This is a genomic window from Azospira sp. I09 (assembly GCF_009177135.1).
In the GTDB taxonomy this organism is placed as follows: domain Bacteria; phylum Pseudomonadota; class Gammaproteobacteria; order Burkholderiales; family Rhodocyclaceae; genus Azospira; species Azospira oryzae.
On the sequence record NZ_AP021844.1, the window covers coordinates 1,564,642 to 1,587,697 of the forward strand.

A 23,056-nucleotide genomic window follows, 5' to 3' on the forward strand; every position below is an offset into this window, starting at 1 on the left:
GGTCGCAAATTCCGGCGGCGACGGCGGGGCCGCGGCCGGCGGCGGCTTACTGACGCGCGGCGCGGCGGGCAGCCCGGCGCTCGGCCCGGTCGCTGCGGCCGTCGTGGTTGAAATCATGCTGGCCGTCCCGCTTTTCCCGGGCGATGCGGCGGCTCTGCACGTCCTGGGCGTGGTCCAGGCGGGCCCGCTCCCGGGCCGTCACCTTGCCATCGGCCTGGGTCCGGGTTTCCACGTTTTCCACGTGGGTCTGGCCCTTCTCCAGCCGGGCCGCTTCCTTGCCGGTGAGGGTGCCGCTCTGGGCGCCCTGGTCGATGCGCTGCTCCTGGTTGGCCTGGCGCTGGTCCACCTTGGGCGTGACGGTCTGGGCCAGCAGGGGGCCGGACAGGGCGAGGAAGAAGGCGGCGGCGGCAACGGGCTTGAAGGTCTTCATGGCAGGTCTCCTGATTTGAATGTCATGGGCGATTCCCATGGCCACTTTAACGTCATGGCCCGGCGGCCGACGACAAGCAGGAAGTAAGCGTGTGTAAGCGGATGTATCCGAGATGCCAGGTCAGGCCGGGCCGGCCAGATCCAGGCGATCGGTGAACACCCCGGCGACGCCCCACTGCAGCAGGGCGGAAATACGGGCGGCGTCATTGACCGTGTAGCAGGCCAGGGCCCCGCCCCGGGCGGCCAGCCCGGCAGCCAGCTGCCGCACCGTATGCTCGTCCAGCCCGGCGGCGGCGCAGTGCAGGGCCACCGCCCCCAGGCGCGCCAGACGGGCTTCCCAGTCCGCCGGCACGGCCGTCACCAGGAGGGCCCGGGCCAGGCCGGGGGCCGTCTGCCGCGCGGCAGCCAGGGCCTCTTCGGCAAAGGAGGAGAGCACCAGGGCGGACGCCGGCAGGCCGGCGGCCACCGCCCGGGCCGCCACCTCGGCCACGGCGGCGCCGGTTTCAGCCTCCCGCCCGCGACTCGGCTTGATTTCCAGATTGACCCACAGGCCCAGGCTGCGGCACAGGTCCAGGGCCGCTGCCAGGGTCGGCAGGGGTTCGCCACGGAAGGCGGGGGAATGCCAGCTGCCCGCATCCAGGCCGGCCAGGAGCGCGTCGCTGCTGGCCGCCACGGCGCCGCAGCCGTTGCTGGTGCGCTCCAGGGTTTCGTCGTGGATCAGGAAAGGGGTGCCGTCGGCACTGAGCATGGCGTCGAATTCCACCCCGGCGAAACCGGCACGGTGGCCGGCGCGGATGGCGGCCAGGGTGTTTTCCGGCGCGCTGCTGCCGCCGCCCCGGTGGGCGATGAGCCGGGGATAGGCGGGGGCGGATGCAAAAACGCCGGCCCCAGGGACCGGCGTTTCTTGTGGCGGCACTTGCTGGCCCACGACGCGGATCAGCGCACCTTGGAGGCCGCAGGCGCTTCGGCCAGGCGGGCGGCGGCGCCGGAGCGCAGGACCGCGTTGGCGCGGCTGACGGCGTTGTCCAGGGCCAGCTTGGCCGGCTTCTTGTTGGACCACACCTGCTCCAGCTCCTCGTCGATGATCAGGCGCACCGGGTTGATGGCGGAGACCACCGGGGTCAGGGCGGCAGCCTTGCTCACCGAGGTGCGGGGCACCACCGGGCCGAGCTGGGCCTGGGCCACGTCGATGTTGCGCATGTCGTCCTTGAGCAGCTTGCCCTTGGCCGCGGCCTGGGCGGCGGCGGTGAGGGGCAGGTAGCCGCCGGAGCGGGCGATTTCCACCTGCATGTCGGGAGCCATGAGGAAGCCGACGAACTTGGCCACGCCCTTGTACTCGGCGGCCTTGTGGCCGGGGCCGACCCACAGGGAGGCGCCGTCGGCCAGGGCCTGGCGGGGAGCGCCGTAGGCGTCGTCGTAATAGGGCAGGGGCGCCACGCCCACGTCCAGGTCCTTGTTCTCGCGGAAGGTGACGAAGCGGTCGGAGGCGGTGGTGATCATGCCGCACTCGCCGCTGGCGAAGTGGGCGTCGGCCTCATTCTGGCCACCGAAGGTATGGAAGTAGCGGGCCTTGTACCAGGAGTTGAGCAGGGCCACGTGCTTCACCTGCATCATGCCGTTGAAGGCCATCTCGCCCTTCTCGCCCACGGTTTCCACGTTGTTGCGGGCGGCCAGGTTGTCGATGTGCACCCAGGCCGGGCGGGAGGTGGTGTAGGGGCACTTGATGCCGGCGTCGAACAGCTTGCCGGCCACGGCCTGCAGTTCCCACCAGGTCTTGGGCGGGGCCTCGGGATCCAGGCCGGCGCGGCGGAAGGCGCTCTTGCTGTAGAACAGCACGGGGGTCGAGTAGGCCATGGGCAGGCCCAGCAGACGGCCCTTGCCGTCGGTGACGCCGCTGCGCAGTTCGGGCGCCAGGCGGGCGGTGTCGATCTTTTCCTTGCTCTCGCTGATGACCTGGTGCAGGGCCCGGTAGGGTTCCTTGCCGCTGACGAAGTGGCTCAGCTCGTCGCGCAGGGCCAGGTTCATATGGTAGTTGCCGGCGCCGCCCTGGCGGTGCACCAGCACCACCTTGTAGGCCTTCTGCTGGCCGTTGAAGCGGTCCACCACTTCCTGCAGGCGGGAGGTGCGGGATTCTTCCAGCTGGTGGGACAGGGTCAGTTCCACCGGCTCCTGGGGAGCGGCAGCCTTGGCCGGGGCGGCAGGGGCCTTGGCCGGCTTGGCGGCCTGGGCGGGGCCGGCCAGGGCGAAGGCGGCGGCCAGGGAAAGGGCAAGCAAAGAAGTGCGTCGGGCGGAAATCAACATCGCCAATCCTCAAGCAGTGCTAAAACGACAATTATAGCGCCGGAAAGATGACCGCCGGAGGACAACGCCAGACCCGGCCCCGGGGGCCGCCGGCCTGCTTGTCAGCCCCCGGCCCAGCCACCATAATGACTCGTGCATGGGCATCCATGCCCGGCGCCACCGAGAGCGAGAGCCATGAACAAATATCAGAGACTGGTGTGCATCGTCGCCCTGCTGGACCTGCTGCTGATGGTGCTGTTCCCCCCCTTCAACAACATCCCCCTGGCCCGGGGCGCCCTCAATTCCTTCGACGGCTTCTACCCCCTGCTGACCCAGCTGGGGCACAAGCCCATCCACCAGGAGCTGCTGACCCTGCAGCTCATGTTCGTCGCCGCCAACGCCCTCAGCGCCTGGCTGCTGCTGCAACAGCGGGAGGCCCACGAGATTCCCCGCTTCCGCTACAGCCGGGCCATCGGCCTGTTCACCCTGGTGAACCTGGCGCTGATCTGCCTTTTCCCGCCCTTCGAGCCCTATCCCTCCCTGCTGCGCCAGGCGGCGACCTCGGGCTTCGACAGCTTCTACTTCATCCTCGGCGACCGTTCCCAGCGCCCCATCTTCACCCCCCTGCTCTATCTGGAGGTGGTGCTGGTGGTGATCAACGCCCTGGCCCTGTGGCTGCTCTTCAACGTCGTGCAGCGCAACGAGGACGCCACCCGGCGCAAGATCATCGAACTGGCCGAATCCCTGGACGACGAGGCCCTGCAGGCCCTGGGCGAGGAGATGCGGCAGAAGGTGCTGGCCCACAAGGCCCGCCCGACCCTGGGCCGGGGCGACGACCGGCGCCAGGCGGAACAGACCCACGCAGGACCCGAACGCCGCCAGGGCGACCGGCGCCAGGAGGCCGAGTGAGCCCGGCGGCCGCCTGCGGCGCCGGGGAATGCGGTTAAAATCCCCGCTCCATCAAGGAGGAATGAAGGAAGAGGAGCCCATGAGCCGCTTCAACTGGGAAGACCCCCTGCTGCTGGACGACCAGCTCAGCGCCGAAGAGCGCCAGATCCGGGACACCGCCCGCCAATACAGCCAGGACCGGCTGCTGCCCCGCATCGTCCAGGCCTTCCGCCACGAACAGACCGATCCGGCCATCTTCCGCGAACTGGGGGAACTGGGCCTGCTCGGCGCCACCCTCGACGGCTACGGCTGCGCCGGCGCCAGCTACGTTTCCTACGGCCTGCTGGCCCGGGAGATCGAGCGGGTGGATTCGGGCTACCGCTCCATGGTCTCGGTGCAGTCCTCCCTGGCCATGTACCCCATCCACGCCTTCGGCAGCGAGGCCCTGAAGGAGCGGCTATTGCCGAAGATGGCGACCGGCGAGCTGATCGGCTGCTTCGGCCTCACCGAGCCCAACCACGGCTCCGACCCCGGCTCCATGGAAAGCCGCGCCAAGGCCGTGCCCGGCGGCTGGGAGCTGACGGGGGCCAAGATGTGGATCACCAATTCCCCCATCGCCGACGTCTTCGTGGTGTGGGCCAAGGACGGCCAGGGTGAGGACGGCGGCGAAATCCGCGGCTTCGTCCTGGAGAAGGGCATGAAGGGCCTGTCCGCCCCGGTCATCCAGGGCAAGATGGGCCTGCGTGCCTCGGTCACCGGCGAGATCGTCATGGACAAGGTGTTCGTGCCGGAAGAGAACCTGCTGCCCAAGGTGAAGGGCCTCAAGGGCCCCTTCGCCTGCCTCAACCAGGCCCGCTACGGCATCGCCTGGGGCGCCCTCGGCGCCGCCGAAGCCTGCTGGCACGCGGCCCGCCAATACACCCTGGACCGGCCCCAGTTCGGCCGTCCCCTGGCCGCCAACCAGTTGGTGCAGAAAAAGCTGGCGGACATGCAGACCGAGATCGCCCTGGGCCTGCAGGGCTGCCTGCGCCTGGGCCGCCTGAAGGACGCGGGCCAGGATGCGCCGGAAATGACCTCCCTCTTGAAGCGCAACTCCTGCGGCAAGGCCCTGGAGATCGCCCGGACGGCCAGGGACATGCACGGCGGCAACGGTATCAGCGACGAATTCCACGTGGTGCGCCACATGCTGAACCTGGAAGTGGTGAATACCTACGAAGGCACCCACGACATCCACGCCCTCATTCTGGGCCGGGCCCAGACCGGCATCGCCGCCTTCGCCAACTGACAGAAGCGCCAGCTGAGATAGAATCCAGGGACCAAATCAAAGGCCGACCATGAAAAGAAGCGCCATCGCCATCACCATTCTTGCCGCCCCCCTGCTGCTGGGCGGCTGCGACCAGGTCCAGAGCAAGCTGGGCATCGAGGACCAGGCGGCCAAGGCCGCCAAGCTTGAGGCCGAAGGCAAGGCCGTGGGCGGCGCCTGCCGCCAGTCCGGCCGCGCCATCGAGGACTGCTACAGCGTCTATTACTGGCTGCCCAAGGACGCGGTGTACGGCGGCTGGCGCGAGATGGACGTGTACATGCGGGAAAACCAGATCCAGACCATCGCCCCCACCCTGCCCCCGGCGCCGCCGCCGGAAGACCCGAAAAAGAAGAAGACCAAGAAGAAGGCCGACGCCGAAGCCGCCCCGGCGGAAGGCGGCGAGGGAAGCAAGGACGGCGGCAAGGAAGGGGCCAAGGAAGCAGCGAAGGAAGAGGCTCCCGCCAAGCACTGAGGACCGCCCGGCCCGCCACCAGCCACCCGCCCGTTGCGGCCCCCGCCGCAACGGGTTTTTTACGCCATGATGGGGCCAGCCCCCAGACACCCAGACACCCTAAGGCCGCCATGCCCACCATCCTCACCCATCCGGCCGTTCCCCTGGCCCTCGCCTGGGGCCTGAGCCGCCGGCACATCTCCCCCCGGCTGGCGGCAGCCGGGGCCCTGGTGGCCATCCTGCCGGACCTGGACGTGCTCGCCTTCCGCCTCGGCATTCCCTATGCCGCGCAATTCGGCCACCGGGGCTTCAGCCACTCCCTGCTCTTCGCCCTCCTCGCCGCCCTGCTGGGCACCCTCCTGGCCCGCTGGCTGCACGCCCGTGCCGCCGTGGCCTTTCCTTTCCTCGCCCTCAGCGGCGCCTCCCACGGCCTGCTGGACACCCTCACCAACGGCGGGCTGGGCATCGCCCTGCTGTGGCCCCTGGCAGAAACCCGTTTCTTCGCCCCCTTCCGCCCCATCGAGGTGGCGCCCCTGGCACTTTCCCGCTTTTTCTCGGAACGGGGCCTGGCCGTGCTCGGCTCGGAACTGCTGTGGGTCTGGCTGCCCCTCCTGAGCCTGGCGGCCCTGGCCGCCTTCCTGCGCCGGCGGGCAACCCGGCCGGCCCCCTGAAGGGGCAGCCGGCCTGCCTAGAGGGCCGGATTGGGAAAGCGCTGGTGCACCCGGTCAATGTCCGCCTGGATGGCCTGCCAGGCTTCGCCCCGGGGACGCTGGGTCCAGGCCTCCAGGTTTTCCTCCAGCTGGGCCAGGGAGGTGGCGCCGATGATGGTGCTGGTGACGCCGGGCCGGTTGTAGCAGAAGGCCAGGGCCAGCCCGGTCATGGAAAGGCCGTGGCGGGCGGCCAGCTCCCGGTAGGCGGCCAGGGCCGGCGGCACATTGACCTTCTCGTAACGCTGGCCGAAACCGGGGAAGGCGGTGATGCGCCCGGCCGCCTGGGCATCGGCCAGGTACTTGCCGGAGAGATGGCCGAAGGCCAGGGGCGAATAGGCCAGCAGGGACACCCGCTCCCGGAAGCAGACTTCGGACAGGCCGCCGGTGTCGTAGAGGCGGTTAATCAGGTTGTAGGCGTTCTGGGTGGAGGCGATGGCCGGCAGGCCGTGCTCCCGGGCCAGGCGCAGGAATTCCATGACGCCCCAGGGATGCTCGTTGGAGACGCCCACCTGGCGGATCTTGCCTTCCTGCACCAGCACCGCCAGGGCCTCCAGGGTTTCCCGCAGGGGCGTGGACTCCCGTTCCTGTTCCGGCTCGAACTGCCACTGGCCGAACATGGGCTGGTTGCGGGCCGGCCAGTGCAGTTGGTAGAGGTCCACGTAGTCGGTCTGCAGGCGCTGGAGGGAATCCTCCAGGGCGCGGCGCAGATTGGCCAGGTCGAAGGCCAGGGGGCCGCCGCGAATCCACTCCATCCTGCGGGCGGGGCCGGCGGCCTTGGTGGCAATCACCACCTGGTCCCGGGCCTGGCGCTTGAGCCAGGAGCCGACGATGCGCTCCGTGGCGCCGTAGGTCTCGGCCCGGGCGGGCACCGGATACATCTCGGCGGTGTCGATGAAATTGATGCCGGCGGCGACGGCCCGGTCCAACTGGGCGTGGCCTTCGGCCTCGCTGTTCTGCTGGCCGAAGGTCATGGTGCCGAGGCAGACGGCGGAAACCTTGAGCTCGCTGCGGCCCAATGCGCGATATTCCATGCTGTGCTCCGTAGAGGGGGTACGCCATTCTAGCGGCTCGCCCCCACTATTCAGAGCGGGTCGGGTTTCCTATACTCGCCGCATATCCAGGCACGGCCCCGCCAACGAAGGGCCGGCGCTGCCTTCCCGCCCACCGACCGAGGACCGCCATTCCATGACCACTCCCCAGAACACCCACCGCTGGCGCTTCTTCCGCGCCGGGGGCTTCGACCAGGTGCGCCTGGACCGGGCCGAGGACCTGCTGCACCTGGACCAGCTGGACCAGAAGCTGTGGGTCGCCCTCTCCTGCCCCATCCAGGGCCTGGAGTTCGACCGCCGCACCCTGGAGCTGATCGACACCGACCAGGACGGCCACATCCGCGCCCCGGAACTGATCGCCGCCCTGCACTGGACCGGCGCCCTGCTCAAGGACAAGGCCCTGCTCGGCGCCGGTGCCGCCACCCTGCCCCTGGACGCCATCGACGACAGCAGTGAGGAAGGCCGCCAGGTGCTGGCCGCCGCCCGGCGCATCCTGCAGAGCCTGGGCAAGGGCGAGGCCGCCAGCATCACCCCGGCCGACACCTGCGACATCGCCGCCATCTTCGCCGCCGCCCGCTTCAACGGCGACGGCATCGTCACCCCGGCCAACTGCCAGGACGAGGCCCTGGCCGCCCTGGTGCAGGAGATGATGGAGCGCATCGGTAGCGACACCGACCGCAGCGGCGAGCCCGGCGTATCCCAGGCCCAGGTCGAGCGCTTCCTGGCCGAGGCCAAGGCCTGGTGCGAATGGCAGGCCGCCGCCCGGCAGGATGGCGCCGTGCTGCCCCTGGGCGAGGCCACCGCCGCCGCCCGGGATGCCGTGGCCGCGGTGCGGGCCAAGGTGGAAGACTATTTCACCCGCTGCCGCCTGGCCGCCTTCGACCCCCGGGCCGGCGGCCTCATGAACGGCGCCGAGGACGACCTCAAGGCCCTGGCGACGCGCAACCTGGAAGCGGGGGATGCGGCCATCGCCGCCCTGCCCCTGGCCCGCATCGAAGCCGGCCGCCCCCTGCCCCTGGAAGGCGGCCTCAACCCGGCCTGGAGCGCCGCCGTGGCCACCCTGGCCAGCGCCGCCGTAACGCCCCTGCTGGGCCAGCGGCAAGCACTGACGGAGGCCGACTGGCAGGCCCTGCTGGCCAGGCTGCAGGCCCATGAGGACTGGCTCGCCGCCCGGGTCGAAACCCCGGTGGCCGAGCTGGGCCTGGAGCGGCTGCGGGCCATCCTCGCCGGCGACCTGCCGGCGCGCCTGCTCGCCCTCATCGCCGAGGACGCCGCCGTGGCCCCCGAATTCGAGGCCATCAGCAGCGCCGACCGACTGGTGCATTACGTGCGCGACCTGGCCCTGCTGGCCAACAACTTCGTCTCCTTCCGCGACTTCTACACCCGCCGCGGCAAGGCCATGTTCCAGGCCGGCACCCTGTACCTGGACGGCCGCAGCTGCGAACTGGTGATCCCGGTGAACGACGCCGCCAAACACGCAGCCCTGGCCGGCCTCTCCCGCATCTGCCTGGTCTATTGCGACTGCCAGCGTGGCGGCGAAAAGCTCTCCATCGCCGCCGCCTTCACCGCCGGCGATTCGGACCAGCTGCTGGTGGGCCGCAACGGCGTCTTCTACGACCGCCAGGGCCGGGACTGGAACGCCACCATCAGCAAGATCGTGGACCACCCCATCAGCATCCGCCAGGCCTTCTGGTCGCCCTACCGCAAGGTGGCGCGCATGATCGGCGAGCAGTTCCAGAAATTCGCCGCCGCCAAGGCCGCCGCCGTAGAGCAGCAGTCCGCCACCCTGGTGGCCGACGGCGCCAAGAAGGTGGAAAGCGCACCCACCGCCCCCGCTGCCCCGGCACCGGCCAAGCCGACACCGACGCCCTTCGACGTGGGCAAGTTCGCCGGCATCTTCGCTGCCCTGGGCCTGGCCGTGGGCGCCATCGGCACCGCCATCGCCTCGGTGGTCACCGGCTTCCTCGGCCTCTCCTGGTGGCAGATGCCCATCGCCGTGGCCGGCCTCATGCTCATGGTCTCCGGCCCCTCCATGCTGCTGGCCTGGTTCAAGCTCAGAAGCCGCACCCTGGGCCCCCTGCTGGACGCCAACGGCTGGGCGGTGAATGCCCGGGCCCGCATCAACATTCCCTTCGGCACCGCCCTGACCCAGCTGGCCAAGCTGCCGGAGGGCGCCGAACGGGCCCTCACCGACCCCTACGCCGACAAGCGCCGGGTGTGGCCCTGGGCCCTGACCTTCCTGGTGCTGCTGGCCGTCTTCGCCTGGGTGGTGCTGCGGGGCCACGTCTGATGGGCGCGGGCCGCCCGTGACGGCAGGCACCTCCCTCCTCGGCCTGCTGACCGCCCTGCTGGGCGGCATCGGTCTCTTCCTGCTGGGCATGACCATGCTCACCGACGGCCTTAAGCTGGCCGCCGGGCGGGCCCTGGAGCGCATCCTGGCGGCGTGGACGCGGACCCGCCTGCACGGCCTCATCACCGGCATCTGCGTCACCGCCCTGGTGCAGTCCTCCACCGCCATGACCGTGGCCGCCATCGGCTTCGTCAATGCGGGCCTGCTCAGCTTCGCCGCCGCCCTGTGGGTGGTCTTCGGCTCCAACCTGGGCTCCTCGGTGACCGGCTGGCTGGTGGCCTGGATCGGCTTCAAGATCTCCATCGACGCCTTCGCCCTGCCCTTCATCGGCATCGGCATGGCCCTCAAGCTCACCGGCGAAGGCACCCGGCGCAGCGGCCTGGGCATGAGCCTGGCCGGCTTCGGCCTGCTCTTCCTCGGCATCGAGCTGCTCAAGGACGGCTTCGCCGGCCTGGGGCCGGACGCCCTGCCGCGCCTGGGCAGCGACCCGGGCGCCCTGGCCCTGGCCATCCTCATTGGCATCGCCCTCACCGTCATCCTGCAGGCCTCCGCCGCCACCCTGACCCTGGCCCTGACAGCGGTGGCCGGCGGCATGCTGCCCCTCACTGCCGCCGCGGCCCTGGTCATCGGCGCCAACGTGGGCACCACCCTCACCGGCATCGTCGCCGCCATCGGCGCCACCGCCAACGCCAAACGCCTGGCCGCCGCCCACGTCTTCTTCAACGTCGCCACCGCGGTGGTTGCCGCCGCCCTGCTGGTGCCCCTGCTGTGGCTGTCAAAGGCCATAGACCTGGGGCTGGGCGACGGTGACGACCCGGTAACCCAGCTGGTGATTTTCCACACTCTCTTCAACGCCCTCGGCGTGGTGCTGATGGGCCTGCTCTCCCGCTGGCTGGTGCCCTTCCTGCTGTCCCGCTTCGCCTCCACCGAAGACAACGCCGCCCATCCCCGCTACCTGGACCGCAACGTCGCCACCGTGCCCCAGCTGGCGCTGCAGGCCCTGCGCCGGGAACTGGCCCGGGTCGCCCACCTGGCCCTGGAACTGGGGGACCTGGCCTGCCGCCACCTGCAGCAGCAGGCGCCGGCCGACGCGGTGCAATTCACCCGCCGCCTGGAAGTGATCGAAAAGCTCCAGGCCGAGATCGGCCGCTTCGTCGGCGAAGTCAGCCGCCGCCAGGTGCACCGGGACCAGGCCGAACAGCTGCCCGAGCTGCTGCGCATCGCCAACTACTACGACACCCTGGCCCGGGTCATGTACCACGTGGCTCTCAGCGGCCAGGCCGGCCCCCGGGTCCTCAGCAGCCCCAACCGGGACGAACAGACCGACCTGCTGGCCGCCGTCGCCCCCGTGCTGGTCTCGGCCCAGGCCTTCTTCGGCGCCGCCGACCCGGACTGCGGTGAGGCCCCGGAGAACATCGCCCTGCGCGCCGAAGAGGCCCGGGACAGCTTCGAGGACACCTACCAGCGCAGCAAGGCCGCCCTGCTCCAGGCCGGGGCCGGCGGCACCGACGTCAATGCCATTTACGACTGGCTGGCCTGCCTCAGCGACCTGCGCCGCGCCGTGGCCCAGGGCTTCAAGGCCAGCCAGCGCTTCGCCTCCCTGCCCGAGCTGAAGGAACCGGCCCTGGACAGCGAGTCGGAAGACTGAACATTCCAAGGAGAAACCCCATGCTGTTCCACGACCTGTTCCGCCACGAACCCAACCAGCGCCGCATCGCCGCCGGCGACTTCCTCTTCCGCGCCGGCGACCCAGGCGACGCCCTCTACGTCCTCCTCGATGGCCACGCCCGGGTGCTGGTGGGCGAGCGGGCGGTGGACGAAGTGGAAGCCGGCGCCATCCTCGGCGAAATGTCCCTGGTGGAACGGCTGCCCCACTCCGCCAGCGTCCTCGCCGTCAGCGACTGCACCTTCGCCGCCATCGACGAAAAGCGCTTCCACATCCTCATCGCCCAGACCCCCCACTTCGCCACCGAAGTCATGCGCATCATGGCCCACCGGCTGCGGGCGACGAATCAGTTGCTGAGTCAGGCCTAAGCCCCGCACAGCATTTAGTGATTTTGCAGAAAGGACAGTCCCATATGAATGAGCAGTTCGATTACGCAACATGGGAGGAACTGGAAGAGAAGCTTCTGGAATTGGACAACACCGCTGTCGAAAGCGGACATTCTCATTTGCTGTATCGAGGTCAGGCCAACCATGAATGGGAGCTGCAAACCACTCTTGAACGCAGTGGTGCCAGAATCGAACGCCTAACTGACTACTACCGTAGCATTGCGATAGCAAAAACCAGGATTGAAACCTTTACTGAAAAGGCTTGGCCTGAAATCGATTACCTCACAATCGATCCACATTTCCGAAACTATGACGCTTTACGCAATCAGCCCCCGCCAGCCTATGAATTTCTTGTTTACCTGCGACACCACGGCTTTCCCTCTCCACTTCTAGATTGGACAAGCACCCCTTACATCGCTGCTTTTTTTGCTTTTCAAAGTGTTCCTAAAGACGCGGAGCGGGTTGCCATCTGGGTATACCAAGAACATTCGGGAAGCGGAAAACACACTTCCTCCAGGACACCTCAAATTAAGCAACTGGGACCATACATTCGCTCTGATAGGAGGCATTTTCTGCAGCAGGGGGAGTACACATTAGCTGTCACATTCCAAGAAGGAGAGTGGTGTTTTGTACCACACGCATCCATATTCAACGATGGAAACAGGCAGTGTGATCACCTCATCAAGCTGACTCTTCCAAAATCGGAAACTGATAGGGTCATGTCAAAGCTTGATCGGATGAACATCAACACTTACTCCCTGTTTCAAACTGAAGATGCACTCCTGGAAACCACCTGGCGAAAACTTAAAATGCGATTTGGATAAAAAAAGGGCACGTCACCGTGCCCTTTTTTGTTGCCTCACCGAGGCGTCCAATCCACGCCACTCTCCAGGCATACCACCCGAAGAATGTCGTCCCGCCTGGCCCCCAGGCCAGGCGGATTACGGAATCACTTGCCGGCGTCTTCCGGCTGGCCGGCGGCCCGCTTCCACGCGGCTTCTTCGGCCAGTTCCCTGGCCCGCAGTTCCTGCCATTGGGCTTCGCTCAGCCCGTGGCTGCCGTCGCAGTATTCGCGGCGGCCGCAGCCGCAGCGGCCGATGTCGGCCGGATTTTCCTGTACCCGCATGGGGATGCTCCTGATGTTGCGGTTGATCGAGACGCCGGCTGTGGCGCCGGCCCGCTGCAAAGACCGCCGGCGCGGTGGAAAATTCCCCGGCCATGAAAAAAGCGCGGCGATTGCCGCGCTTTTTCTTTGGGGTCCGGAGCTGCAGCCGGCCCGCCGATGGCGCTCCGGGCCGCGCCCGGCTCAGATGCCGCGCAGCTTTTCACCGGCGGCGGCCAGGGTGGATTCCTGCTTGGCGAAGCAGAAGCGCACCACCTTGTCGTCCCAGCCGTCCGGGTAGAAGACGGAGACGGGGATCACCGCCACCCCCACTTCCCGGGTCAGCCACTGGGCGAACTCGGTGTCGGGCAGATCTGAGATGGCGTCATAGCGGGCCAGCTGGAAGTAGGTGCCGCGGCTGGGCAGCAGTTCGAACTTGGTGCCGGCCAGCTGCTGGCGGAAGAAGTCCCGCTTCTGCCGGTAGAACTCGGCCAGCTGCAGGTGCCGGGAGTGGTCGGCCATGAAGGCGGCCAGGCCCACCTGGGAGGGGGCGTGCACGGTGAACACGTTGAACTGGTGCACCTTGCGGAACTCGGCCATGAGGGCGGCGGCGCCGTAGCAGTAGCCGATCTTCCAGCCGGTGATGTGGTAGGTCTTGCCGAAGCTGGAGACGATCAGGCTGCGGGCGGCCAGCTCCGGGTGGCGCGCCAGGGACTGGTGCTCGCCTTCGAAGCAGATGTGTTCGTACACCTCGTCCCCCAGCACCACAATATTGGTGTCGCGGGTCAGTTCCGCCAGGGCCTCCAGGTCGGCGGCGTCGAGCAGGCTGCCGGTGGGGTTGTGGGGGGTGTTGACGATAATCATGCGGGTGCGGGGCGTGATCAGGGCGCGCACCTCGTTCCAGTCGGGCTTGTAGTCCGGGTAGCAGAGGTTGGCGTAGACGGCCTTGGCGCCCACGGTCTCGATGGCGGGCACGTAGGAGTCGTACACCGGGGCGAAGACGATGACCTCGTCCCCCGGACCGGCGAAGGCGGCGATGGCGGTGAACAGGGCCTGGGTGGCGCCGGCGGTGACGGTGATCTCGCTCTCGGCATCATAGACGGTGCCGTAGAGGGCCTGGACCTTGGCGGCGATGGCCTGGCGCAGTTCCGGCAGGCCGGTCATGGGGGCGTACTGGTTGCGCCCGTCGAGCATGGCCTGGTGCACGGCGTCGAACAGGCTGCGGTCGGCCTGGAAATCGGGGAAGCCCTGGGACAGGTTGATGGCGCCGCATTCGGCGGCCAGCTTGCTCATCACGGTGAAAATGGTGGTGCCGACCCAAGGCAGCTTGGAGTCGATGGCGACGGGAGATTGGGGCATGGAAATCGGGACTTGAGGCTTGGGGAAGCGGAAGTTTAGGCCCTTTCGCCGGAATAGGCACCTGGGGCCATCCCCGGTTGCGGAGGGAAGGCGACGGCGGGCCTGCCGGTGGTTTGGGTGGCGCCCGGCCCGTCTTCCCGATTCACGGCGGGCGCCCTGATGGGGGCCGGGCTGCCCCGAAACGCCTCAGTCCGCCGCGGCCCGGGCCGGCGCGGGGGCCGCCGCATCCTCCTTGGCCAGCAGCAGGCAGCGCTTGCCGCTGCGGGCGCAGTAGTCCTGCACCCGCCAGTAGTCGTCGTGGCTGAGGCAGCCGGTCTGGCACAGCACCAGGTCGGCCGCCGCCAGAGCCTCGGTCAGTTGGGCCTCGTCGGGCAGGGCCGCCACCAGGTCGGCGGAGAGGATGGCCACGGTGCCCGGCCCGGCGGCCGCTTCCCTGGCCCGCAGGCTTTCCCGCTCGGCCCGCCACAGGGCGGCGTTGCGCTCCCGCTCCAGGGCGACGATGCGCTCGGCCTGGATGTCCAGCAGGCGCACCAGCTCCTGCCGCCCGGCCAGACCCGGCACCTGACGGCGCAGTTCCGCCAGTTCCTCCCGCAGCAGTTCCAGGGCTGTGTCCCGCACCATGAGCTGGCCGCGCAGGGCCAGCAGCTGGTCGTCCCGCGCCGCCAGCTGGTCCGCCAGGGCCCGGCGCTCGGTGTCGTGCTCCGCCTGCAGTTCCGCCTGGAGTTCGCTGCGCACTTCGGCACGCAGCTCCTCGAACTGCCGCCCCACCCGCTGCTGCACCTGGCCCAGATAGCGCAGCAGGACGCTGCGCTCGCAAGACTGGGCAGAACGGCCGGGGCCGGCTGGGAAAATGGCGGCGTCGGCAGTAGCGCCGGGCAGGGGCGGAAGATCGGCAGGCAGATGGGCCATGGTCGGCTCCCAGGAAAAGTGGATGAAGGTGGCGCGGGGCGGCGTCCGCCGGCCCGCTCTGCGCCCCCGCCGGCAGCCCCGGACTGCCCGCCAGACGGCGGCGGCGGGGGCGCCCGGCGAGGTGCCATGGCGTCATCCTAGTACAGTCTCCACCCCATGTAAACGCGAACGACTCTCAACAACTAACTTTTACACGGCATAAAAAAGGGCGCCCCTGGGGACGCCCGTATTGCCGCATCGCCGCGGCCAGGGCTCAGCGGTCGCCGTCGCCGCCCGACCGATCGTTGCGCCGGCCGCCGCCCCAGGAGTTGCCTTGGCGCTGCTCGCCGCCATCGCCACCTCGGGGCGGGGTCACCCGGCTCTCGCCGGAGCTGCCGCCGTCCCGGCCCATGCTGCGCTCCCCGCCCGGCTGGCCGGACTGGCCCCGGGGCTGGAGCGGAGCGCTGCGGATCTCTTCGCGACGGAAGCCGCTGTCCCGGTCCAGGGGCGTCAGACGGCGCTGCTCGACGCTGCTGTCGGTAGCGGGCCGGTTGCGCTCCTGGGGGGCGACGCCGTTGCCCGGGGTGCCGCGGCGGCTGTCGTCACCCCGGTCGTTGCGGTCGCCCCAGCCGCCATCCTGGTTGCCGCGGCGCCCATCGCGGTCGCGCCCCTGGACGCCGTCGGGGATGCCGTCCCGGTCCCGGTCCTGCCGGCCGTCCCAGCCGCCGGCGCCATCCCGGTCGCGCCGGGGCGAGACGTCGGTGCCGCCGTAGCCGTAACCGGGGCGGGCAGGCTGGGGCACGGCCTGGGGCCGGGGCTGGGCGGGGGATTCCCAGCGATGCTCCCGGGGGGAATCGCGCATGGGTTCATCATGCCGTTCCCACTGGCCGCCCCGGGGCTGCCAGCGGTCGCCGTCCCGCTCCCACTGGCGCGGCACCCAGCGATAGCCGGGGCGGGGCGCCTCCCAGCGGCCCGGGACCCAGACGTAGCGCACGCCGATCCAGTTCCAGTAGCCGCCGATCCAGACATAGCCCACCACCGGCGGCGCTCCCATCACTTCCACCCGCAGCGGCGGCGGCGCCATGCGCACCGGTTCGCCGTAGTAGGGACGGCTGACGGGCTCGACGGCACAGCCGGCCAGGCCGGCCACGGCGGCGAAGAGAAGGGAAAGCCAGAGTTTGCGTTTCATGGTGCCTGCCTCATGGGGCGTTGGAAAAAAAGCGCTGTTGCCGGCTTTAACGCGGCAGCGGCAGGCACCGCCGACCCGTTGCCCCGGGCCTTACGAATTGTTGCAACTGCCTTTACCCAATCTTGCCGCGGGCCTCTGGCCGGGCCGTGGCGTCGCCGTGCTTGGGCCGCCCGCCGCCTTGGCCTAGAATCGCCCCATGAGCCCAACCACCCTCCCCTCCCGCACCCTCTGGCCCGTGCCCGGCACCTGCGCCGTGGACATCATCGACCAGACGGCCCTGCCCCATCATTTCCGCACCCTGCGCCTGTTCACCCTGGAAGAGGCGGCCCACGCCATCCGCGCCATGCAGGTGCGGGGCGCGCCCCTGATCGGCGCCACCGCCGCCTACGGCGTCGCCCTGGCCCTGCAGCGGGATGCCTCCGACGCCGCCCTGAGCCAGGCTGTGGCCACCCTGGGCGCCACCCGGCCGACGGCGATCAACCTGCACTGGGCCCTCAACCGCATGCAGGCCCTGCTGCGCCTGCTGCCCCAGGAAGACCGGGCCGAAGCGGCATGGACCGAAGCCGCCGCCATCGCCGACGAGGACGCGGAACAGAACCGCCGCATCGGCCAGCACGGCCTGGAACTGCTGCGGCCCCTGGCGGAAAAGCGGGGACGGCTGCAGATCATGACCCACTGCAACGCCGGCTGGCTGGCCACTGTGGAACACGGCACCGCTCTCGCCCCGGTCTATGCCGCCCACGCCGCCGGCCTGCCGGTGCATGTCTGGGTCTCCGAGACCCGGCCCCGCAACCAGGGCCTGCTGACGGCCTGGGAACTGGCCCAGAAGGGCGTGCCCCACACCCTCATCGCCGACAACGCCGCCGGCCTGCTGCTGACCCGGGGCGAGGTGGATGCGGTGATCGTCGGCGCCGACCGCATCGCCGCCAACGGCGACGTGGCCAACAAGGTGGGCACCTATCTCAAGGCCCTGGCGGCCCGGGAGGCGGGCGTGCCCTTCTATGTCGCGGCGCCCCGTTCCACCCTGGATTTCGCCTGCCCCGGCGGCGCCGCCATTCCCATCGAGGAGCGGGAAGGCGACGAGCTGCGCCTGGTGCACGGCCTGGATGGCGCCGGCAGCCCCGGCTCCATCCGCCAGATCGCCGCCGCCGAGGCCGTCGCCAACCCGGCCTTCGACGTCACCCCGGCGGGCCTGGTGGCCGCCCTCATCACCGAGCGCGGCGCCTGCCCGGCCAGCGCCGACGGCATCTTCGGCCTCTACCCGGAGGAACAGGACCATGCCCGCTGACCCGCGCCAGAGCCTCATCACCGCCGCCCACCGCATGGCGGCGGAGGGCCTCAACCGGGGCACCGCCGGCAACCTGAGCCTGCGGGCCAAGCTGGACGGGGTGGACGGCTTCTACGTCACCCCCACCGGCATGAGCTACGACAGCCTGCAGGCGGAGGACATCCCCTTCGTCAAACTGGCGGACGGCAGCCATGTGGGGCGCCGCCTGCCCTCCTCCGAATGGCGCTTCCACCGGGACATCTACGCCGCCCGGCCCGAGACGGGCGCGGTGCTGCACGCCCATTCCCCCTTCGCCACGTCCCTGGCCTGCCTGCGCCGGGACATTCCCCCCTTCCACTACATGATCGCCCGCTTCGGCGGCGACACGGTGCGCTGCTCGGATTACGCCACCTTCGGCACCCAGGCCCTCTCCGACACCGCCCTCACCGCCCTGGAAGAACGCAAGGGCTGCCTCCTGGCCAACCACGGCATGATCGTCTGCGGCAAGGATCTGGGCGAGGCCCTGGCCCTGGGGGTGGAACTGGAAAGCCTCAGCGAGCAGTTCTGGCGCGCCAGCCAGCTGGGCTCGCCGGTGCTGCTCGACACGGAACAGATGGCCGAGGCCCTGGCCAGATTCGCCACCTACGGCAAACAGGCCTGAAGGGCCGGAACTCAACAACAGGATCGCCTGGAAGGCAGCAGGGACGCCAATCTCGGGACACCCTGCCTGAAGAGGATTGCTAGGAGCGGCCCCTGGCGGGGCGGCGTTCTGAACGCCGCAACCGTGCCAGCAGCAGCCAGCCCGCCAGCACCACCCCCACCAGCAGCAGACTCGCCGCCCACAGGCGCAGGGACAGGGCCAGACTCCCGGGCTGGAACATGCCCACCAGCCAGGCCACGGGGAACGGCACCGGCACGCTCATGTCGGCCACGCCGATGACCGCCGGCGCCAGGCCGCAGACCATGCGGAAGGACCACAGGGCCGGCCGGCGCCAGCTGCCCCGGGGCGCCGGCACCAGGAAGGACAGGGCCAGGGCCAGCAACAGCAGCCCCCCCAGGCTGCGCGCCGCCCAGGCCGGCAGGGCCGAATCCAGGGCCAGGAAAGCCTCGCAGCCCGTCACCCCCGGCAGCAGGCAGGCCCCGCCCACCGCCAGGGTGAGCAGATAGAGGGCCAGGGCCGGCCAGACGAAGAGATAGAAAACCCCGAGAAAGAGCGCGATGCGCAGGGCCGGGCTCGGTCCCTTGGCCGGTGCCGCCTCGGCAGTTTCCCGGGCACGGCGGGAAGCGGCGGTGGAGGGCTTGAAGGGCAGGCTCATGGGGCGGGCTCAGGTGGAAGCTGGGCGGAAAAAAGGGAAACGGGAAGATTCGCGGGCCGGGCATCAGCCAGGATATGACCGAATGCGGACCGAATGCGGACCGAGTGCGGGCCGGGTACGGGCCGGGTACGGGCCGGGTACGCCACCGGCAAAGCTCGCCGGCGGCAGAACCGCGAACCACCCGGCAGCGGCGCCAGGCGCCACTATAGGCCCTCCGCGCGCCCCTGACGAGAGCGCGAACGCTGCAGCGACAGCCGGGCAGCGGAGCGCCGCGGCCGGGAAGAAGCTACGGAACAGGCACCCGTCGCCGGCCATCGCGGCCGCGGCCGGCCTGGGGCGCCATGTCTGCCGCAAACGCCGAAGGCGCCCGCGGCGCCGCCCTCATCCCGCCACCGCGACGCAAGCCAGGACGGGATTCAGTCCGGAGCGCCCATGCCCCGCACCACCAGCAGGTCGCACTGGATTTCCTCGATGACGTGGAGGCTGACGCTGCCCAGGAGGGCGGCGGTGAGTTCGGAATTGTCCTGGGTCGCCAGGGCGATCAGGTCGAAGCTGAAGTCCTGCACCACCCGCTCGATTTCCGCCGGGGCGTAGCCGTGGCGCAGGCGGGTGCCCGGAGCCGGGCCGTCCTGCCAGCCCAGCTCGGCGACGAAGCGGCCCATGGCTTCCCGGGCGTCGCTCTCGGCCTTGTGGCGGTAGAAATCCAGGGTGCTGTCCCGGGCGCCCGCAAAGTACATCTGGCGCTCGAAGGGGGCTTCATAGACGTGCAGGAATTCCCGGTCCGCCTCGGGGGCGAAGGCCCGGGCGATGGCGGCGGCGGTGCGGGCATTGGCGGAGAAGTCGGTGGGCAGCAGCACCCGCCGGTAGGGACCGGCGGCGGCCTGCTTCACCACCAGCACCGGGCAGGGGGCCAGGCGCAGGGCCTTGTGCACCGTGGAGCCGAGCAGCACTTCCTTGAGGAAGCGTTCGCCGTGGGCGCCGAGGACGATCAGGTCGGCTCCCAGTTCGCCGGCGGCCTTGGCGATTTCCGCCCCGGGCCGGCCGACCCGCAGTTCCACCTGATGGGGCGGCAGCTCGGGCAGGCGGGAGAGGCGCTCCTCCAGCTCCTGACGGGCACCGCGGCGGGCCTCGGCCTCGGCAGCCTCCGGCGCCTGCATGGCGAAGCGCCGGGCCAGGTCCAGGGGCCCCTGGGGAATGACGTGCAGCACCGTCAGGCGGGCGCCCCGCTGCCGCGCCAGCTGGGCGGCCCGGGCCAGGGCCCGGTCGGCGGCGGCGGAAAAGTCGGTGGCGATGAGCAGGTGGCGCAGGGCGTTGACGGGAGCGTTCATGGGCGGGTTTCCGGAGCGAAGGGAGGCAGCCCCCAGGGGACATGCCGACGGCAAAATTCTAGCGGCGGGCGGGCCTTTGCACAGTCCGGCAGGCCCCCAGCCGGGGCGGCCCCGAACCGGCGCCGGGAAGAAAGTGGGGCAAGGCTCGATCAGTCCTTGGCATCGGCCCGGGAATGGCTACAATGAATGTTCCCCGGCCCCGCTGCCGGGGAAACGACCAAAATAGCGGCATTCGGGATACCCCCGGTGGAGAGGCCCGTCCCTTGGGCTTCCCCAGGCACCCATGAAAGTGTGACGTACGTCACGTTCCGCAATATATTTGGCATGGTTGGTGTGCTAGTTTTCCGTCATAGCGACTGTCAAACAAGCAAAGGGAGGGGAGTCCCATGCACCAGAACCATCGGCCCGTCATCGACGACGAGCTGTTCGGGGCAGCACTTGCCCAGACGGAGAGGGAAACGGCGGAGCGGCACGTGCGCGTGCAGCTGTGGGAACCGGGCGCCGTCGGCCTCGACAGCCAGGGCCACAACGGCGGCCTCTACTGCGTCCAGCACGGCCGCCTGGAACTGATGGTGCGGGACGCCAACGGCGGCGAACGCTCCCTGCGCCTGATGGGCGCCGGCGACATCTTCGGCCTGGAATGCCTGCTGCCCCAGGCCCCGGGCGGCTACCAGGTGCGGGCCCTGACCCGCTCGGCGGTGATCGCCGTCAATCCGGAACTGGTGGACCGCTGGATCCTCTCCTGCCCCGATTTCCGCCGCGCCCTGGCCAACCGCCTGGCCTCGGGCATCTGCCACCTGGAACAGGAACGGGAGCACACCCTCTCGCGCCCGGTGTCCGAGCGGCTGCTGTGCTATCTCATCTGCGGCGAGAGCTGCCAGTCCGAAAGCGCCGAGCGCCATCCCGGCCACGGCCCCCTGCCCATGCAGGTGCTGGCCCGCCGTCTGGGCTGCAGCGCCGGCCACCTGTCCCGGGCGGCGCGGCGGCTGTTGCAGAGCGGAGTGGTGCAGCGCACCCATGGCGGCCTGCAGATCGGCGATCTGAGCCGCTTCGAGGGCGCCCTGTGCGAGGGTTGCCGCAAGTCCTAGGGACGGCGGCGGGAACGACGGCTACTTGCCGTCGAGAATGAAGTGCATGGCGGCCGACAGGGCCTCGCTGGTTCCCACCAGAATCAACACATCCTCGGGCTGCACCACGGTCTCCGGCAGGGGCGCCTCGTCCCGCACCCGGTGCCGGCGCAGGGCTTCCAGCTCGACGCCGAAGCGGCCCAGGTCCAGCTCGGCCAGGCTGCGGCCGACGGCGTAGGCCTGCTGCTCGATGACACAGGCCAGCTTCTCCTGGGAGATGCGCTGCAGGCGGTCGCTCTCGCCCCGGTAGAAGGCCCGCAGGGCGGTGTAGCGGTGGGCCCGCACCTCCCGCACCTGTTCCAGGGCCCGCTCCACCGGCACGCCGAGCTGGGTCAGGGTCTGGGCCGCCAGCATCAGGCTGCCTTCCAGCACTTCGGGAATGACTTCGGTGGCTCCCAGGCTCTTCAGATGCTCCAGGTGCAGGTCGTCCTGGGCGCGGACGATGATGGGCATGTCCGGCCGCAACTCCCGCACCAGATGCAGCACCTTCTCCGTCGCCGGCAAGTCGGCGTAGGTCACCACCAGGGCCCGGGCCCGGTCCAGGCCCGCCGCCTTGAGAATCTCGCGGCGGTCGGCGTTGCCGTACACCACGTTTTCCCCCGCCTCCACCGCCTGGCGGATGCGGGCCTCGTCCACATCCAGGGCGATGAAGGGAATGCTCTCTAGGTCGAGGAAGCGGGCCACGCTCTGGCCGGTGCGGCCGAAGCCGCAAAGGATCACGTGCTGCTCGATGCCCATGGCGTGCACCGCCACCTCGTGGATCATGCGGGTGCGGTCGCTCCATTCCTGCCGTGACAGGTGCTTGCTCCAGCGGCCGGCCTGGCCGATCAGGAGGGGGGCGATGAACATGGAGAGCAGCATGGCCGCCATGGTCACCTGGAACACGTCGGTGGGCAGCAGCTTGTTGTCCCGGGCCAGTTCCAGCAGCACGAAGCCGAACTCGCCGGCCTGAGCCAGTTGGATGGCGGTGCGGGCCCCCACTTCCGGCGAATTGCGCATCAGGAGGGTGATGAGGAAGACGATGCCGCCCTTGGCCAGCACCAGCAGGGCCAGGGCCAGCAGCACCGCCGGCAGGTTCTGCAGGACGAACTGCAGGTCCAGCAGCATGCCGATGGTGACGAAGAAGAGGCCCAGCAGCACATCGCGGAAGGGCCGGATATCGGCCTCCACCTGGTGCCGGTAGAGGGTCTCGGAAATGAGCATGCCTCCGATGAAGGCGCCCAGGGCCAGGGAGAGGCCGGCCCAGGCGGTCAGGGCGGAGAGGCCGATCACGATCCACAGTACGCTGAGCATGAACAGCTCGGGGGACTTCTGCCGGGCCACGGCATCGAACCAGCGGCGCATCAGGCGCTGCCCCACCAGGATCATGGCCACCAGGGCCAGGGCGGCCTGGCCCAGGGCCATGGAAATGGCGCCGGCCATGCCCTTGGCGTCGGCGGCCAGGGCGGGAATGATGATCAGCAGGGGCACCACCGCCAGATCCTGGAACAGCAGCACGGCCATGGTCTGGCGCCCGGGCTGGGAATGCAGCTCCAGGCGCTCGGAGAGCAGCTTGCTGACGATGGCGGTGGAGGACATGGCGCAGGCGGCGCCGACGGCCAGGCCGATGCGCCAGTCCTGGCCGTAGTAGAGGATGGTGACCAGGGTGGTGCCCACCAGGGTCACCCCCACCTGGGCGCCCCCCAGGCCGAATACCAGGCGGTGCATGGCCTTGAGCCGGGCCAGGCTGAACTCCAGGCCGATGGAGAACATCAGGAAGACCACGCCGAACTCGGCGAAGTGGCTGGCCTCCTCACTCTCCGCCAGGAGGCCGAAGCCGTAGGGACCGACGATGAGGCCGATGGCCAGGTAGGCCAGCAGGGAGGGCAGACGCAGCTGCTTGGCGACGACGACGAACAACACCGCCAGGGAGAGCAGGAGGACGACGCTGAACAGTGAGTCGGTCACGGCGGACTCCGGCTCCGAATA

General features: G+C 69.6%; 22 protein-coding genes. 11 read left to right on the forward strand and 11 right to left on the reverse strand.

Annotated elements, in window-relative coordinates; translation table 11 throughout:
• Positions 1–46: 46 nt before the first annotated feature.
• From AZSP09_RS07250 to AZSP09_RS07260, 3 genes are all read right to left on the reverse strand, one after another.
• Positions 47–430: a hypothetical protein gene (locus tag AZSP09_RS07250; protein WP_014238375.1), complete on the reverse strand. Its 384-nt coding sequence runs from the start codon at positions 428–430 to the stop codon at positions 47–49.
• Between the two features lie 120 nt (positions 431–550).
• A complete protein-coding gene (gene ugpQ, locus AZSP09_RS07255) occupies positions 551–1,345 on the reverse strand; it encodes a glycerophosphodiester phosphodiesterase (RefSeq protein ID WP_152089599.1) in 795 nt (264 codons plus the stop codon).
• Between the two features lie 20 nt (positions 1,346–1,365).
• Positions 1,366–2,730, reverse strand: a complete 1,365-nt coding sequence (locus tag AZSP09_RS07260; RefSeq protein ID WP_152089600.1) for an extracellular solute-binding protein — start codon at positions 2,728–2,730, stop codon at positions 1,366–1,368.
• A 174-nt stretch (positions 2,731–2,904) separates the two neighbouring features.
• On the opposite strand from AZSP09_RS07260, the gene AZSP09_RS07265 reads away from it, so the two are divergent.
• The 4 genes from AZSP09_RS07265 (at position 2,905) to AZSP09_RS07280 (ending at position 6,022) form a co-directional block, all read left to right on the forward strand.
• Positions 2,905–3,618, forward strand: a complete 714-nt coding sequence (locus AZSP09_RS07265; RefSeq protein WP_152089601.1) for a hypothetical protein — start codon at positions 2,905–2,907, stop codon at positions 3,616–3,618.
• Between the two features lie 79 nt (positions 3,619–3,697).
• Positions 3,698–4,882, forward strand: coding sequence for an acyl-CoA dehydrogenase (locus AZSP09_RS07270; protein ID WP_152089602.1), 1,185 nt, complete (start codon positions 3,698–3,700; stop codon positions 4,880–4,882).
• Positions 4,883–4,931: 49 nt separating this feature from the next.
• The gene (locus AZSP09_RS07275; protein WP_152089603.1) at positions 4,932–5,372 is read left to right on the forward strand and encodes a hypothetical protein; all 441 of its coding nucleotides are present in this window, start codon (positions 4,932–4,934) and stop codon (positions 5,370–5,372) included.
• Positions 5,373–5,482: 110 nt separating this feature from the next.
• Positions 5,483–6,022: a metal-dependent hydrolase gene (locus tag AZSP09_RS07280; RefSeq protein WP_152089604.1), complete on the forward strand. Its 540-nt coding sequence runs from the start codon at positions 5,483–5,485 to the stop codon at positions 6,020–6,022.
• Positions 6,023–6,039: 17 nt separating this feature from the next.
• On the opposite strand, the gene AZSP09_RS07285 is transcribed toward AZSP09_RS07280, so the two are convergent.
• Positions 6,040–7,092, reverse strand: a complete 1,053-nt coding sequence (locus tag AZSP09_RS07285) for an aldo/keto reductase (protein ID WP_152089605.1) — start codon at positions 7,090–7,092, stop codon at positions 6,040–6,042.
• 154 nt (positions 7,093–7,246) lie between these two features.
• Here AZSP09_RS07285 and AZSP09_RS07290 point away from each other — a divergent pair, with 154 nt between their 5' ends.
• The 4 genes from AZSP09_RS07290 to AZSP09_RS07305 are packed head-to-tail and all read left to right on the forward strand — an operon-like array spanning position 7,247 to position 12,336.
• The gene (locus AZSP09_RS07290) at positions 7,247–9,400 is read left to right on the forward strand and encodes a hypothetical protein (protein ID WP_152089606.1); all 2,154 of its coding nucleotides are present in this window, start codon (positions 7,247–7,249) and stop codon (positions 9,398–9,400) included.
• Between the two features lie 16 nt (positions 9,401–9,416).
• The gene (locus AZSP09_RS20570) at positions 9,417–11,108 is read left to right on the forward strand and encodes a Na/Pi cotransporter family protein (protein ID WP_152089607.1); all 1,692 of its coding nucleotides are present in this window, start codon (positions 9,417–9,419) and stop codon (positions 11,106–11,108) included.
• 20 nt (positions 11,109–11,128) lie between these two features.
• Complete coding sequence (locus tag AZSP09_RS07300) at positions 11,129–11,494, forward strand: Crp/Fnr family transcriptional regulator (protein ID WP_152089608.1); 366 nt, start codon at positions 11,129–11,131, stop codon at positions 11,492–11,494.
• A 44-nt stretch (positions 11,495–11,538) separates the two neighbouring features.
• Positions 11,539–12,336: an FRG domain-containing protein gene (locus tag AZSP09_RS07305; RefSeq protein ID WP_152089609.1), complete on the forward strand. Its 798-nt coding sequence runs from the start codon at positions 11,539–11,541 to the stop codon at positions 12,334–12,336.
• A gap of 125 nt (positions 12,337–12,461) precedes the next feature.
• Here the strand turns inward: AZSP09_RS07305 and AZSP09_RS19935 are convergent, their stop codons facing one another.
• The 4 genes from AZSP09_RS19935 to AZSP09_RS07320 all read right to left on the reverse strand — a co-directional run bounded on the left by AZSP09_RS19935 (position 12,462) and on the right by AZSP09_RS07320 (position 16,050).
• On the reverse strand, positions 12,462–12,638 hold the full coding sequence (locus AZSP09_RS19935) for a hypothetical protein (RefSeq protein ID WP_172974716.1): 177 nt from the start codon (positions 12,636–12,638) through the stop codon (positions 12,462–12,464).
• 180 nt (positions 12,639–12,818) lie between these two features.
• On the reverse strand, positions 12,819–13,973 hold the full coding sequence (locus AZSP09_RS07310; protein WP_152089610.1) for a pyridoxal phosphate-dependent aminotransferase: 1,155 nt from the start codon (positions 13,971–13,973) through the stop codon (positions 12,819–12,821).
• A 186-nt stretch (positions 13,974–14,159) separates the two neighbouring features.
• A complete protein-coding gene (locus AZSP09_RS07315; protein WP_152089611.1) occupies positions 14,160–14,882 on the reverse strand; it encodes a DUF2325 domain-containing protein in 723 nt (240 codons plus the stop codon).
• Between the two features lie 253 nt (positions 14,883–15,135).
• Positions 15,136–16,050 (reverse strand): YXWGXW repeat-containing protein, encoded by a 915-nt coding sequence (locus tag AZSP09_RS07320; protein ID WP_152089612.1) that lies wholly within the window; start codon positions 16,048–16,050, stop codon positions 15,136–15,138.
• Between the two features lie 196 nt (positions 16,051–16,246).
• Here AZSP09_RS07320 and mtnA point away from each other — a divergent pair, with 196 nt between their 5' ends.
• Positions 16,247–17,338: an S-methyl-5-thioribose-1-phosphate isomerase gene (mtnA, locus tag AZSP09_RS07325; protein ID WP_152089613.1), complete on the forward strand. Its 1,092-nt coding sequence runs from the start codon at positions 16,247–16,249 to the stop codon at positions 17,336–17,338.
• Positions 17,328–17,978 carry a class II aldolase/adducin family protein gene (locus tag AZSP09_RS07330; RefSeq protein ID WP_152089614.1) on the forward strand — a complete coding sequence of 217 codons (651 nt, stop codon included), beginning with the start codon at positions 17,328–17,330 and terminating at the stop codon, positions 17,976–17,978. Before mtnA ends, AZSP09_RS07330 begins: the two co-directional genes overlap by 11 nt.
• Before the next feature lie 79 nt (positions 17,979–18,057).
• Here the strand turns inward: AZSP09_RS07330 and AZSP09_RS07335 are convergent, their stop codons facing one another.
• A complete protein-coding gene (locus tag AZSP09_RS07335; RefSeq protein ID WP_152089615.1) occupies positions 18,058–18,633 on the reverse strand; it encodes a hypothetical protein in 576 nt (191 codons plus the stop codon).
• Positions 18,634–19,049: 416 nt separating this feature from the next.
• Entirely contained in the window at positions 19,050–19,961 is a 912-nt protein-coding gene (locus AZSP09_RS20575) for a universal stress protein (RefSeq protein ID WP_014238392.1), read from the reverse strand.
• A 386-nt stretch (positions 19,962–20,347) separates the two neighbouring features.
• Between AZSP09_RS20575 and AZSP09_RS07345 the strand changes: the two genes are divergently transcribed.
• Positions 20,348–21,049: a Crp/Fnr family transcriptional regulator gene (locus AZSP09_RS07345; RefSeq protein WP_152089616.1), complete on the forward strand. Its 702-nt coding sequence runs from the start codon at positions 20,348–20,350 to the stop codon at positions 21,047–21,049.
• Between the two features lie 21 nt (positions 21,050–21,070).
• Here the strand turns inward: AZSP09_RS07345 and AZSP09_RS07350 are convergent, their stop codons facing one another.
• Positions 21,071–23,035, reverse strand: coding sequence for a monovalent cation:proton antiporter-2 (CPA2) family protein (locus AZSP09_RS07350; protein ID WP_014238394.1), 1,965 nt, complete (start codon positions 23,033–23,035; stop codon positions 21,071–21,073).
• Positions 23,036–23,056: the final 21 nt, after the last annotated feature.